Annotated in this window: 10 protein-coding genes; 4 read left to right on the top strand and 6 right to left on the bottom strand. The window is 34.9% G+C overall.

Annotated elements, in window-relative coordinates; genetic code table 11:
* Positions 1–3: 3 nt before the first annotated feature.
* Positions 4–1,254 (bottom strand): site-specific integrase, encoded by a 1,251-nt coding sequence (locus ACQQ6V_RS00360; RefSeq protein WP_448843616.1) that lies wholly within the window; start codon positions 1,252–1,254, stop codon positions 4–6.
* 509 nt (positions 1,255–1,763) lie between these two features.
* Here ACQQ6V_RS00360 and ACQQ6V_RS00355 point away from each other — a divergent pair.
* Positions 1,764–2,069 (top strand): DUF493 family protein, encoded by a 306-nt coding sequence (locus tag ACQQ6V_RS00355; RefSeq protein ID WP_448843615.1) that lies wholly within the window; start codon positions 1,764–1,766, stop codon positions 2,067–2,069.
* A 56-nt stretch (positions 2,070–2,125) separates the two neighbouring features.
* Here ACQQ6V_RS00355 and ACQQ6V_RS00350 read toward each other — a convergent pair whose 3' ends face one another.
* Positions 2,126–3,103 (bottom strand): deoxyhypusine synthase family protein, encoded by a 978-nt coding sequence (locus ACQQ6V_RS00350; RefSeq protein ID WP_448843614.1) that lies wholly within the window; start codon positions 3,101–3,103, stop codon positions 2,126–2,128.
* A gap of 179 nt (positions 3,104–3,282) precedes the next feature.
* Between ACQQ6V_RS00350 and ACQQ6V_RS00345 the strand changes: the two genes are divergently transcribed.
* The 3 genes from ACQQ6V_RS00345 to ACQQ6V_RS00335 all read left to right on the top strand — a co-directional run bounded on the left by ACQQ6V_RS00345 (position 3,283) and on the right by ACQQ6V_RS00335 (position 8,186).
* On the top strand, positions 3,283–3,897 hold the full coding sequence (locus tag ACQQ6V_RS00345) for a DUF5715 family protein (protein ID WP_448843613.1): 615 nt from the start codon (positions 3,283–3,285) through the stop codon (positions 3,895–3,897).
* 80 nt (positions 3,898–3,977) lie between these two features.
* Entirely contained in the window at positions 3,978–5,915 is a 1,938-nt protein-coding gene (locus tag ACQQ6V_RS00340; protein WP_448843612.1) for an ABC-F family ATP-binding cassette domain-containing protein, read from the top strand.
* Positions 5,916–6,047: 132 nt separating this feature from the next.
* Entirely contained in the window at positions 6,048–8,186 is a 2,139-nt protein-coding gene (locus ACQQ6V_RS00335) for a S9 family peptidase (protein WP_448843611.1), read from the top strand.
* Between the two features lie 230 nt (positions 8,187–8,416).
* Here ACQQ6V_RS00335 and ACQQ6V_RS00330 read toward each other — a convergent pair whose 3' ends face one another.
* From ACQQ6V_RS00330 to ACQQ6V_RS00315, 4 genes are all read right to left on the bottom strand, one after another.
* The gene (locus ACQQ6V_RS00330; protein ID WP_448843610.1) at positions 8,417–9,061 is read right to left on the bottom strand and encodes an AbiU2 domain-containing protein; all 645 of its coding nucleotides are present in this window, start codon (positions 9,059–9,061) and stop codon (positions 8,417–8,419) included.
* A 99-nt stretch (positions 9,062–9,160) separates the two neighbouring features.
* Entirely contained in the window at positions 9,161–11,308 is a 2,148-nt protein-coding gene (locus ACQQ6V_RS00325) for a M3 family metallopeptidase (protein ID WP_448843609.1), read from the bottom strand.
* Between the two features lie 114 nt (positions 11,309–11,422).
* Positions 11,423–13,255, bottom strand: coding sequence for a monovalent cation:proton antiporter-2 (CPA2) family protein (locus ACQQ6V_RS00320; protein WP_448843608.1), 1,833 nt, complete (start codon positions 13,253–13,255; stop codon positions 11,423–11,425).
* Positions 13,255–13,776, bottom strand: coding sequence for an NAD(P)H-dependent oxidoreductase (locus tag ACQQ6V_RS00315; RefSeq protein ID WP_448843607.1), 522 nt, complete (start codon positions 13,774–13,776; stop codon positions 13,255–13,257). The genes ACQQ6V_RS00320 and ACQQ6V_RS00315 overlap by 1 nt, the downstream gene beginning before the upstream one ends.
* Positions 13,777–13,786 lie beyond the last annotated feature (10 nt).

Raw genomic sequence — 13,786 nt, 5'->3', positions numbered from 1 at the left:
ATGTTACAGGCCTGCCACAAAAGACTGCTCCATACCCTTAAATTTATGGGATACCTTTTGCATATCCTTACCAACTTTCTCGTTGAGAATTTTGGCGTAAATCTGAGTGGTGGCAATATTCTTATGCCCTAACATTTTGCTCAAACTCTCCAACGGAACACCCTCGCTTAAAAACAACGTAGCAAACGTGTGACGTGCCAAATGAAAGGTTACTTTCTTTTCTTTTAGGCAGTCGATTTGTTGGGATATTCGCTTTAGGCTGTCATTACAAACTGTATTTGATGGTACAGGAAATACCTTTCCGTCCTTTGAGAACCCTGCATATTTCTCAATAATCATTTTCGGAATATCCAAGAGCATCACGTTTGATGATGTAGCCGTTTTCTTTCTGCGTACAATAATCCACTGGTTACCGTCAAAGAAATCTTGAAGATTGCTGTTTTTAAGCCCTTTCATATCTGAATAGGAAAGCCCTGTAAAGCAACTGAAAACAAACAAATCTTTAACCAATTCATCTTTCTTTTTCTCGCAGTTGAACGTTACGAGCTGTTCTAATTCGTTTCGTAAAAGATAGCCACGGTCTTTGTCTTTTTTGGTATTCTTGTACTCGCTGAACGGATTAAAAGCAAGATGCTTTCTGCTCATTGCCAATCGGCAAAGCGTAGTAAATCCAATCATATAAAGCCATATGGTGTTGTGTGTCAAGCTTTGGTCGTCACGCAGGTAGTAATCAAAGTCCTGCACAAAATCAGGTGTAAGGTCATTAAAGGGCACATCGGAATAGCCATATTTTGTAAGTGCAAAATTTCGAAGATGTTTTAAAAGTATTTTGTATTTACTGCGTGTGCCATTTACCCGAAGTCCGCTATTAACCTTTTTCTCATAGTCGGATAGGAACTGTTCATAGAATTTGAAAAAGGTCATTTCTCCGCTTTCCATCCCAAGAACGGCATTTTTAAGTTTAGCACTGTTTACCGCCCCCTCGTTCTTCAGGATTTTGGAATAGCATTCCTCAATACCCGAACGAATTTTGTCAAGTTTCCTGTTTGTGTCTTGTGCTTCTCGGCTTTTACCTAAAACCCTGCCGTACTTTAAATCCCAATTTGTTGCGGAAATATCCAGCTTGGTACTAAATGCAGACTGTTTGCCGTTTACGGTAATCCTGCACATAACCGTAACTTTTCCGTTTTTCTTTGGGGCGTTCTTTTTAAGGTAGAACAATACCTTAAATGTTGATTTTTTTGTCGTTTCCATACTCACAATTCTTAATGATAAAATTAAACCTATGTGAGCTACGGAACAATATGAAAAACTGTGCAGAAAGCTGAAATACAGTATTTTAAACGATTATTTCTAATATTTAAAAGTAACGTTTTAGTAACCTTACTTTTGCCAAACCTCGCTTTTTACTGCTTTTTACCTCATTACCCAAAAATCACAAAACGGCTGTAAAGCCTTTATTTACAACCGTTTTGCCTGTTATTAATCTTTGATGTATTTTTACTGAAACTTTATTTTAAAAGTACTAAAATTAATACAAATGAAAGGAATTTTAATAAAAACAAATTAACAATCAGCCTGTATAGACATGATTAATAACGGAAGATTATTTGATTTAAAAATAGAATTTATAAGTCGTCATCATATCACATTCTATACAAGAGAAGACAGGCTATAATGATAAAAAAAGAAATAATAATTAGTATCTTTGAAGTTCCGACCTGTAATCGGATTTTTTTATTTACAATTAAATTAGAAATATTATGGCAGATATTATTGGAGCTAATCATAAAAATCCAGAAGAGTTTTATGCCTCTTTAAAAGAAAAATTAACCGATCATCATAATTTCCCGGAAGAATATCTTTTTAAATTTATTATTCCTAGTGATCCAGAAAAACTGACAGAAATTCTTAAAATTTTTGATAATTTACAATTTACGCTTAGTAACAGAGAAAGCACTAAAGGAAATTATACGGCATGTACTATACAGTGTTTTGTACTAGATGCGGATCAAGTAATTGATATTTATAAAAAAGTAGGCGCTGTAGAAGGTGTTATGATGCTATAAAAAACAAAACCTCTTGAAAAATCAAGAGGTTTCATTATGCTTTAATCTTAAGTTAATTAAGAATTTTCTAATATATAAGAGAACATTAATGGTGCACAGATCGTAGCATCAGACTCAACAATATATTTAGGCGTGTCAATATCTAGTTTTCCCCACGTAATTTTTTCGTTAGGCACTGCTCCAGAGTAAGATCCGTAAGATGTTGTAGAATCAGAAATCTGACAGAAATACGCCCAGAAAGGTACATCTTCCCACTCAAGATCTTGATACATCATCGGTACAACACAAATTGGGAAATCTCCTGCGATACCACCACCAATCTGGAAGAAACCAACACCTTTACCACCAGAGTTAGCTCTATACCATTCTGTTAGGTAGATCATATATTCTATACCAGATTTTACGGTATGTACATTCAATTTTCCTTTAATCACATTAGATGTGAAGATATTACCAGTTGTAGAATCTTCCCATCCTGGACATACGATTGGTAGATTTTTCTCAGCAGCAGCTACAATCCAAGAATCCTTAGGATCTATCTCGTAATATTGCTCTAAGATACCAGAATTAACCACTTGGTATAAAAACTCATGCGGGAAATATCTCTCACCTTTTTCTTCAGCAGCATGCCAAACGTCTTCTAAGTGCGTCTGTAATCTACGGAAAGCTTCTTCTTCTGGGATACAAGTATCTGTTACACGATTATAATGTTGATCTAGTAATTCTCTTTCTTGCTCTGGCGTTAGATCTCTATAGTTAGGAACTCTTTTATAATGAGAATGCGCCACTAAGTTCATCACATCTTCTTCTAGGTTAGCACCTGTACAAGAAATAATATCAACTTTACCTTCGCGGATCATATCAGCCAATATCTTACCCATCTCTGCGGTAGACATTGCTCCAGCTAATGTAATCATCATTTTGCCACCATCTTTCAGGTGAGCCACATATCCTTTAGACGCATCTACAAGAGCAGCAGCGTTAAAGTGTAAATAGTACTTTTCAAGAAATTCTGAAATAGGTCTATTGCTCATTTTATTTTCTTTTTTGCAAAGATAACAATATTGAAACGTAAAGACTAAATGTAAACTCTCAAAAAACTAGTTTTTAACAAATGATAAATAAATTATGCTTTATAATTCGATTAAAACTAAAAAACTACCAATTAATTAAAATTATAGGATTACCTATATTTGTAGAATCAATTCGGTTTATGAAAAGATATAGTATCACTTTTTTCTTATTAATTTCGATTTTACATTTTGGCCAAAACAATAAAAAGCTAGAATGTTATGACTTAAAAGAAGTCCTAAAAGTAGAAGCAACACCATTGTATCAACCTCATATTGATGCTTCTAAATCTTTTAAGATTAAACTTTTAGAAACTTCCAAAAATGTAGATAACTATAACAAAAAAGGAAAATTAACGTCGGTAAAAACTTCTGGTAAAGGTTACACAACTCAGAAATTAGAATACAGCAGACCTTTCCTTGTAACAAAAGCGAAAAGTACTTTAGAAAAAATAGGATCAAAATTTTCTAAAGACAACAAAGGGGCAACCTTTACCGTGACATCTGTCACAAGAACATTAGAAGATCAATGCAGATTAAGAAAAGTTAATAAAAACGCATCTTTAGGTATCAGCTCACATAATTACGGCAATTCATTCGATATTTCTTATGTAAGATTTAATGGGAAACATCAGCAAAATGCCAAGCTAGATGCCGCATTAGAAAAAGTATTAAAACATTACGAACAAGCAGGTCGACTCTATTACATCAAAGAGAAGCAACAGAGCTGCTATCACGTCACAATTCGGAATTATTAATACACCTCGGAAACCTTCCTAAGGCCCAGTCCTTAATTCTCAATCAAAATACGTACTTTTGCACCGCAAAATAAGTATATATGTTATCGGTACAAGGCTTAGGCTTACATCATTCGGGGAACTATCTTTTCAGAGACACCAATTTCACCATAAAAAAAGACGACAAAGTTGGACTTGTTGGGAAAAACGGTGCCGGGAAATCCACACTTTTAAAAATTCTTTCTAAAGAAATCACATTTTACGAAGGTAATGTTGTCACAGAAGGCAGCATCACTATTGGTTTCTTAAAGCAAGATTTGGATTTTGTGAAAGGAAGAACCGTTTGGGACGAAACTATGCAAGCCTTTGAGCAGATTAATGCTTGGAAAAACGAGTTAGAAGAAGTTAATCATCAATTGGCAACAAGAACTGATTACGAAAGTGATGAATACTCTAACATTATTGAAAAGATGACAGAGCTTAATGATCTATTAATGAATCATGATGCTTATAATCTGGAAGGTGATGTAGAAAAAGTATTGTTTGGTTTAGGTTTTAAGGCAGATGATTTCCAAAAGATTACCGATGAGTTTTCTGGAGGTTGGAGAATGAGAATAGAATTGGCTAAACTTCTTCTGCAGAAAAACGACTTAATGCTTCTGGATGAGCCTACCAACCACTTGGATATGGAATCTATCATTTGGTTAGAAAGCTTTTTGAAAGATTATAATGGTGCCATTGTACTGGTAAGTCACGACAAACAATTTATGACAGCGGTCTGCAACAGGACTTTTGATGTTAATAATAAAAAGGTTGATGATTATAAAGCTAATTATTCTAAATATCTTGTGATGCGCGAAGAGCGTCGGGAGAAATTGACGCAGGCTAAGAAGAATCAAGATGCGGAAATTAAGCAGATGGAAGATAACATCAATAAATTCCGGGCTAGTGCGACTAAAGCTTCTTTTGCACAATCATTAATTAAGAAATTAGACAAGATAGAACGTATCGAGTTGGATAATGAAGATGTTTCAAAATTCAATATTAGATTCGTGCAAAGTGTTGTTCCTGGTAAAGTGGTTTTCGAGGCAGAAAAACTAGGAAAAGCTTATGGTAAAAAACAGATTTTTGACGATGTAGATTTCTTCATCCAACGTGGTGATAGGATTGCATTATTAGGTCAAAATGGTCAGGGTAAAACAACATTGGCTAAGATTCTTTCTGGAGAGATCCAAGATCATACAGGAAGCTGGACCTTGGGTCACAATGTTAATATCGGTTATTTTGCACAGAATCAGGAAGAAGTGTTAACACCGGACAAAACGGTTCTGCAAGAAGCAGAAGATGCTGCAACAGAGCAGACCAGACCAAGAGTTAGAGACCTTCTGGGATCATTCTTGTTTACTGGTGAGGATGTTAGCAAGAAAACTAAAGTCCTTTCTGGAGGAGAACGTAACCGTCTTGCATTGTGCAAATTATTGCTTCGTCCTTTCAATACCTTGATTATGGATGAGCCGACCAACCACTTGGATATTCAATCTAAGGAGATTATCAAGTTGGCATTGCAAAAATTTGAAGGAACATTAATCGTTATTTCTCACGATAGAGAATTTTTACAAGGACTTTGTGATAAGATTTTCGAATTTAGAGATGGAAGAATGAAAGAGTTTATCGGTAATATTGATGAATATCTAGAGTTCCGTCAGAAAGAAAGTATCCGAGAAATCTCTGCTGAAAAAGCAAAACTTCATGGAGAAGCTCTAAAAGTAGAAGAAAAAAAGGAAGAGGTAAAGGTTGAAAAAACTGCCGAAACTGCAGCTTCTAAAATTTTAAGCAAAGAACAAAAACAAGTCTACAACAAACTGAAAAAAGTAGAAGAAAAAATCTCAGAACTAGAAACAGCAATAGAAAACTTCGAGAAAGAATTTGCGACAGAGAATCCTTCTGATCAAAAATTAGAAGTTTATAATTCTAAAAAAGAAGAACTAGATCTAGCCCTGCAAGAATGGGAATATCTTGGTTCTCAGATGGACGTATAATCATCCACTCATCATACAACTCCGCTATTAAGGCGGAGTTTTTTATTGTTAAATATTCTGTTTATTATAAAGGAGCTTTTACATATAAAGTCATCTTTAATCCTTATTTTTGAGCACTTCAATTTTTAATAAATGAAATTAATTAAAACATCTTTATTTCTCCTTGGTGCCTCTGCAAGTTTGTTTGGACAAACTCAGAAATTTACCATGGCAGAAGCTGTAACAGGACTTAGAAGCAATCTTGTTGTAAAAAACATTGCACAATTTTCTTGGTCGGATGACAGCAAATCTTATATCCAAAGTGTAAAAAACGCCTATCTTATTACTGATATTGCGAAGCAAAAGCAAGATACTTTGATATCACTATATCAGCTTAATCAGAATTGGGCTGGTAACAAACTGAAAGCTTTGCCTAAAGTTAACTTTATTAATAATACATCAGCCTATCTCACGGCCAATAATCAGATGTATTGGATTAACAAATCTGGTAATAACTGGAGTGTAAAATCTTCTTCTAAATTAGGCGATGATGCTCAGAATATCAAGTTACTTCCTGATAATCAGACGTTAGTTTATACCCTAAAGAATAATCTGTACCTCAACAAAAACGGACAAGAGATTGCCATTACCAAAGATGCTAATGAAAATATCATTAATGGACAATCTGTACATAGAAATGAGTTCGGGATAGATGGTGGTATTTTTGTAGCGCCTAATGCCAATGCGGTAGCTTTTTATAGAATGGATCAGTCTATGGTTGCGGATTATCCAGTAATCGATTGGTCTGTAACGCCTGCTGTTAATCATAATATCAAATATCCAATGGCAGGTAAGCCTTCTCACAACGTGACTTTAGGTGTTTATAATATCAAGACGCAAGCCACTACGTTTCTTAAGATTGATGGCGATAAGGAGCAATATCTAACTGCCGTGTCTTGGAGCCCTGATTCTAAATATATCTTTGTTGGCGTTCTTAACCGTGGACAAAACGACCTTAAGCTTAATCAATACGATGCAGCAAGCGGACAATACATCAAGACTTTATTTGAAGAGAAAAATGAAAAGTATGTAGAACCTCAGCATGCTTTGACCTTCTTACCTAACTCTAGTACTGATTTTATTTGGCAAAGTCAAAGAACAGGTTACAACCATCTTTTTCATTATAATATAGATAAAGGATTGGTTGGTCAGATTACGAAGGGTGATTGGTTGGTGACAGATATTTTAGGTTTTAATGATAAGAAAAAAGAAATCTTCTTTACCTCTACCAAAGAGTCTGCAAAAGAAAGACACGTTTATAAAATCAATTGGACTACTCATAAGATGGAGCGTCTGGACAAAGGCGAAGGTATGCACACGGCTATCTTAAGTAAAGATACCAATTATCTATACGACGTGTATAGCAATGCCAGTACGCCAAGAATTGCTAATATCATTAATACCAATACTCTAAAAGTAACTAACCTATTAACGGCAGACAATCCGCTTAGCAATTATCTGCGTCCAGAGATTAAGGATGTTACGCTTAAGGCTGATGATGGGACGGATCTTTACGGTAAAATTATCTTGCCTACTAATTTTGATCCTAACAAAAAATATCCAACTATTGTCTATCTATACAACGGACCTCATCTACAATTAATCACTAATAGCTTCCCAGCATCTGGTAATCTTTGGTATGAATATATGGCGCAGAATGGCTACATTATTTTCACGATGGACGGTAGAGGATCTTCTAATAGAGGCCTAAAATTTGAGCAAGCTGTCTTCAGAAACCTTGGTGATACAGAAATGAACGACCAACTGAAAGGCGTAGATTATCTTAAATCTTTGCCTTATGTAGATGCCAACAAGTTAGGCATCCATGGTTGGAGTTTTGGTGGCTTTATGACGACTTCTTTCATGTTGAAACATCCAGATGTTTTCAAAGTAGGCGTTGCAGGTGGCCCTGTTATCGACTGGAATATGTATGAAATTATGTACACAGAACGTTACATGGATTCTCCACAAGAAAATCCAGAAGGTTACGCCAAAGCTAATCTTCTAGATAAAGTTAAAAACCTGAAAGGTAAATTATTGATGATTCACGGTGCGCAAGATGACGTCGTGGTGTGGCAACACTCCGTGAAGTTCCTGAAATCTGCTGTAGATAACGGCGTACAGATGGATTACTTTGTGTATCCAGGACATCCGCACAATGTTGGCGGCAAAGATCGCATCCACCTTATGCAAAAAGTTACCGATTATTTTGATCAGAACTTAAAGAAATAAAATCAATTAACAATCCGTTCTATTTTTATATAGGGCGGATTTTTATTTGGGCGGCATTTCGGGCTATTCAGGGGTTTCGTCTTCAGAATCCGAAGCTTTTTCCTAGCAATTCTTCAGACCGCTCGCTTCGCTCGCGCCCTTACTATCCCGGCCGCAATCACTCGATGTAAAAATCAACAAAAAACATGAAATTCTTAATAGAATATTTTTTTACAACATTAATAAAGCATTTATTTTTTATTTGCAGCTTTAATTAGCTCTTCAACATGTTTTTTCATATCAATATCTCTTTGAATTTGTCTTTCATCTAAGGATTTTAGAATATATCTCAAACCCTTTACTGGAGAATTGCTTACTTCTAAATTACGTGGCATCCCAAAAACCTCTGAATAAAAATAAACAATAATATTTTGACATAAATCTAACAATTCTTTTGTTTCATCTAAAGTCAAATCATTTGAAATATTAATGCTACTTTTATCTTCGTGGGCAAAAACCTTATCCCTTTGATTTTTAAGATGTTCAATATATCCTTGTTTTTCATCAATTTTCTGCAATTGAGAATGAATAAAATCCTGATTAATCAGTAAGGATCTAAAATAATGACCTGACTTACATTGCTCTAACAATCTTGGCAAATTAAAACATTCTGTTCCTCTTTCAAGATAAAGTTTAGTCAATTGTAAAACTATTATTCTCCAGTAATTTACTCTAGTTAAATTAATAAATGGACTTTCATTTTTTAAACCAATTAAATAAGGAGAGTTTCCAATATTAGCATACAATTCTCTAAGAACTAAGTAAGATTCTTGCGCCAAAAAATAAATATTGGTAATTCTATCTAATTTATTTTCAAACTCTTTTCTTTTTGACATATTCTTAGGCTTATTCGTCATCAAGATAACAACATTATACAACAAACGCAAGCTTAAAAGATATAAACTTGCGTTGTATTGTAATATTTTAAAATGAGATTACTTGATGAATCCTCTGTTTCTTAATAAAGGTTTGATGTCTGGATCGTGACCTGTAAAGTCTCTAAAGGCCTGGTTGAGATCTACAGAATTACCAACGGACAAAATGAATTTTCTAAAACGATCACCATTTTCTCTCGTTAATCCTCCGTTATTTTTAATCCATTCCCAAGCGTCGCTATCCAACGTTTCTGACCATAAGTAGGCGTAATATCCTGCAGAATAACCACCGCCCCAGATGTGTGCAAAATATGGCGTGTGATATCTTGGAGGCACCGTAGATAAAGTGAATCCATGATTAAGCAAAGAGGCTTTTTCGAAATCCAAAACGGGCTTAAAATCTGCCACATTAGAAACCGAATGCCAATCCATATCCAAAGCCGCTGCAGAAACTAATTCTGTTGTCGCATAGCCTTGGTTAAAAGTTGCTGCTTTTTTAATCTTATCAACTAAAGTCTGAGGAATAGGTTGCTTGCTGTCATAATGAACCGCGTAATTTTTGAGAACAACAGGATCCAACGCCCAATGTTCATTAATCTGAGACGGAAACTCTACAAAATCTCTAGGTACATTAGTCCCAGACAATGATGGATATTTTTGATCCGCAAACATCCCGTGGATAGAATGCCCAAACTCATGGAACATCGTAGATACATCATCATAACTTATTAACGATGGTTTTCCTGGTGCTGGTTTTTGGTAATTGTAACAGTTAACAATCACAGGCTTGGTGCCCATAAGGTGAGATTGCTCCACAAAATTACTCATCCAAGCACCACCATTTTTAGAATCTCTGGTGTAGAAATCCAAGTAATAAATCGCTAAAGATTTGCCATCATGGTCAAAAACTTCATACACCACAACATCTGGATGATAGACTGGTAAATCTGTTCTTTTCTTAAAAGTTAAGCCATAAAACTTTTCTGCAGCATAGAAAACACCTTTTTCTAGGACAGTTGTTACTTCGAAATAAGGTTTTATCTCATTTTCATCAAGGTCAAATTTGGCTTTTCTAACTTGTTCTGCATAGAAATTCCAGTCCCAAGGTTGTACTTTAAAACCGCCATTCTGTGCATCAATAAGATCCTGAATATCTTTAGCTTCTCGTTGAGCCGTTTCTACAGCAGGTTTAGCAATCTGATCCATTAATTTTTTAGCAGCTTCAGGAGTTTTTGCCATTTGATCTTGAAGTTTCCATTCTGCGAAATTCTTCTTGCCTAAAACTTGCGCTTTCTTTAGACGAAGTTTTGCCAACTTTTCAATCGTTTCTCTTGTATCGTTAGCATCGTCTTTCTCAGCTCTTGTCCAAGATGCTTTGAAGATTTTTTCTCTTGTTGCTCTATTTTTAAGACTTTGTAAGATCGGTTGTTGCGTGGTATTTTGTAAAGCCAAAAGGTATTTTCCCGCTTGTCCAGCTGCTTTGGCATCGGCCGCAGCTGCAGCAATTTCGTCTGCAGAAAGACCGTCCAATTCTTTGACATCAGAAATCAAAACACCGCCTTGCTTTCTCGCTTCTAACAATTTATTAGAATACTGAGTGCCTAAAGATGCCATTTCTTGGTTAATCTTTTTCAGTTCTTCTTTGGCAGGAGCAGAAAGATTAGCACCTGCAATTTCGAAGTTTTGCTTATAATATTGTAATAACCTTTTGCTTTCAGAATCTAGTCCATCTTCTTTAATGGATTTGATTTTTTGATACAAGAATTCATTAAGATAAATTTTATCGGCATGAGCTGCAAAAATAGGCGCAAATTCTTCGTCCAATGCTTGCAATGTTGGATTGGTATTAGCGCTCGTCAAATTATAAAATACAATCTGAGCTCTCCTAAGCACTTCTCCACTTTTTTCTAACGCCACAATTGTATTGTCAAAAGTTGGCACCATTCTGTTTCTTGCAATGGCATTAAGCTCTTGCTCTTGTTGTTTTAACCCAAACTCAAAAGCTGGTTTGAAATCCGAATCCTTAATTTTATCAAACTCTGGTGCTTCATACTGAAGTTTACTTTTTACAAAAAACGGATTATTTTTCATCGTATTATTTTGTGCATTAACACTTGATTTTGCTTTTGGTTTTACCTGCTGTGCGGTACAGTAAGATATATTAAAAACCAAAAAAGCGCCCAACAAACTGGTTGTAACTTTTTTCATATAATTGGATCGAATTAAAGGATTAAAGGTAGTGAAAAAATATTTCGAAAATTCTTATGAACTTGTAATTATTTTTAATGATGTCTCACCAATGAAGCTAAGGAAAAATAGAAATTAATCCTCCTCGTCACTCCAATAGTTTTCATCAAAAGATATACTATCATAATTAAGCAACTCTGCTTCTCGCTCCAGAGATTCTCTAAGTCCAAAAGAAACTATATCTTTGATAGGTTGCTTTGCCAACTTTCTTACAGACACTTTATCAATAAGCATAAATCTTTCCCCCATGCGCCGCGCCGCATATCCTCTCATGCCAGTTGCCTTCAGTACATCTACTGCCATATCCACCGCTGTACCTAATGTTTCTCGATAGATATTATCAACACCATTATTTATAAAGTCATAAGCGTCTAATCTATTCTTAGCCCTAACAAATAGCTTAAGATCAGGATAATTATCTTTAGCCCACTCCACTATTAATTTATTTTTTTCTGGATCATCCAAGCAAAGAATTAAAAGATCTGCTTCTTCTACACCCGCTGCTCTAAGCAAAGCAGGCTTTGTAGCGTCTCCATAATATACATTAAAACCATTAGACCTTAGCATAGCAATACGATCAGGATCACTATCCAATACTGTAGATCTCACTCCATTGGCTCTCAATAACCGTCCAACAGTACTACCAAAATAACCAAAACCTACTATAATTATTTTGCGCTGCGTAATAGGCTCTGACCAATTATCCTTTTTTTGTTTTTCTTTATTAAATTTAGAATCCAGAACTTTCTCTTTAAACATCAGTAAAAAAGGAGTTACACACATTGTAATCGCTACAATTGCCATCATTTCTGAGTTGGTTTTGGTATCAATTAAAAATAATAATGTCGAAAAATTAATCAGTACAAAAGCAAATTCTCCAACCTGTGACAAGGCAAATGCAAGAAATATACTTTGATTATTATTCATCTTATAATATTTGCCAATTGCAAAAAGTATCAATCCCTTTACAACCAATACTGCAAAAGCTGTAGAAAATATAAAAACAGGATCATTCTTTATCACGTTAAAATTAATTGTTGAGCCCACGCTAACAAAAAATACGGCTAATAACAATCCTTTAAAAGGATCAATCTGGCTTTCTAATTCATGTCTAAATTCACTATTAGCCAACATAACTCCTGCAATAAAAGCGCCCAATGCAGGGCTTAACCCAACTGATGTCATTAACTCTGATACTCCAATAATTAAGAATAATGAGGAAATGGTCAATAGTTCGTTCATACCAGACTTAGATACAAACCTAAGAAATGGTACAAAAAGATATCGCCCTAATACAATAAGCATTATAATCCCGAAAATAACAGAAAATGGTTGCAACCAATCGGGCAAATACTGCAATAATATCTTCTCTTTACCGGTAGCAATATCCAACGGCGAAATAATTGGTAATAATGCCAAAATAGGAATCACTGCAATATCCTGAAACAATAGTATAGAAAAAGAAGCCTCACCACTAACCGTTCTGAAAAGATTTTTCTCTTTTAGTGTTTGTAATACAATAGCCGTAGAAGACAATGCAAAACACATCGCAATAACAAAAGCTTTGCTAAGTCGCCATTCTGCAAAATAAAATACAGTAAATAGCGCAATAATACTTAGTAACATCTGCCCAAGACCAAGTCCTAAAATCCTTTTTCTAATGGACCAAAGTTTCTTAGGTTCTAGCTCTAGTCCTACTAAAAACAGCATCATAATCACACCCAATTCTGTAGCATGCATAATATTATCGACATCACTTCCAGATAATTTTAATACAAAAGGACCAATAATAATACCGCCAACAATGTAACCAATGACAGAGCTCATCCCAAGACGTTTCATAATAGGTACCATCACAATTGCAGCTCCTAAAAAAATAAGTGCAGTAATCGCCATACTATTTTCCATTATTTCTCAAGGATTTGTGTTAGTTTCTTGGCAAAAGGCAATAGCTGTTCTGCATCCAGATTATCGGCATTATAGACTAAAAGTTCTTCTTTAACTTCAATATTATTAACATCCAAACTTAATGTAAGTCCCACTAGAAGCTGTTGTATTGTAGTTTTGTAACGTCCGATTTCTGAATAATGTTCTGCACTGCCACCCGCTGTGACAATAATAATCGCTTCTTTACCAGACAAAGGATTTTCGCTATTTTGATTAATCCATTTCATATCAAAAACCTCATCTATCCAAAGCTTAAGTAACGGAGGTAGACCAAACCAAATTAATGGAAAATGAAAAACTATTCTTTCATAATCAGCAATCCTTTTTCTTTCTCTGAAAGCCGGAATATGAAAATCAGGATAATCTTCATAAAGATCTCTAAAGGTAATCTGTGATTGATTTTTATAACAATTAATCAACTGAACATTAGTGGTAGAATGTTCGTAGTATGGATGAGCGAAAAAGACCAACGTTTTTTTCAAAATAACGATT

This window comes from Chryseobacterium electrogenes (assembly GCF_053553015.1).
The sequence above is the reverse complement of the archived record's forward strand: the minus strand, read 5'-3'. Positions and strand labels throughout refer to the sequence as shown.

Coding starts and splice junctions, on each gene's coding strand:
- ACQQ6V_RS00345 (WP_448843613.1), top strand. CDS start 3,283: ATGAAAAGATATAGTATCACTTTTTTCTTATTAATTTCGATTTTACAT.
- ACQQ6V_RS00355 (WP_448843615.1), top strand. CDS start 1,764: ATGGCAGATATTATTGGAGCTAATCATAAAAATCCAGAAGAGTTTTAT.
- ACQQ6V_RS00330 (WP_448843610.1), bottom strand. CDS start 9,061: ATGTCAAAAAGAAAAGAGTTTGAAAATAAATTAGATAGAATTACCAAT.
- ACQQ6V_RS00350 (WP_448843614.1), bottom strand. CDS start 3,103: ATGAGCAATAGACCTATTTCAGAATTTCTTGAAAAGTACTATTTACAC.
- ACQQ6V_RS00340 (WP_448843612.1), top strand. CDS start 3,978: ATGTTATCGGTACAAGGCTTAGGCTTACATCATTCGGGGAACTATCTT.
- ACQQ6V_RS00360 (WP_448843616.1), bottom strand. CDS start 1,254: ATGGAAACGACAAAAAAATCAACATTTAAGGTATTGTTCTACCTTAAA.
- ACQQ6V_RS00335 (WP_448843611.1), top strand. CDS start 6,048: ATGAAATTAATTAAAACATCTTTATTTCTCCTTGGTGCCTCTGCAAGT.
- ACQQ6V_RS00325 (WP_448843609.1), bottom strand. CDS start 11,308: ATGAAAAAAGTTACAACCAGTTTGTTGGGCGCTTTTTTGGTTTTTAAT.
- ACQQ6V_RS00320 (WP_448843608.1), bottom strand. CDS start 13,255: ATGGAAAATAGTATGGCGATTACTGCACTTATTTTTTTAGGAGCTGCA.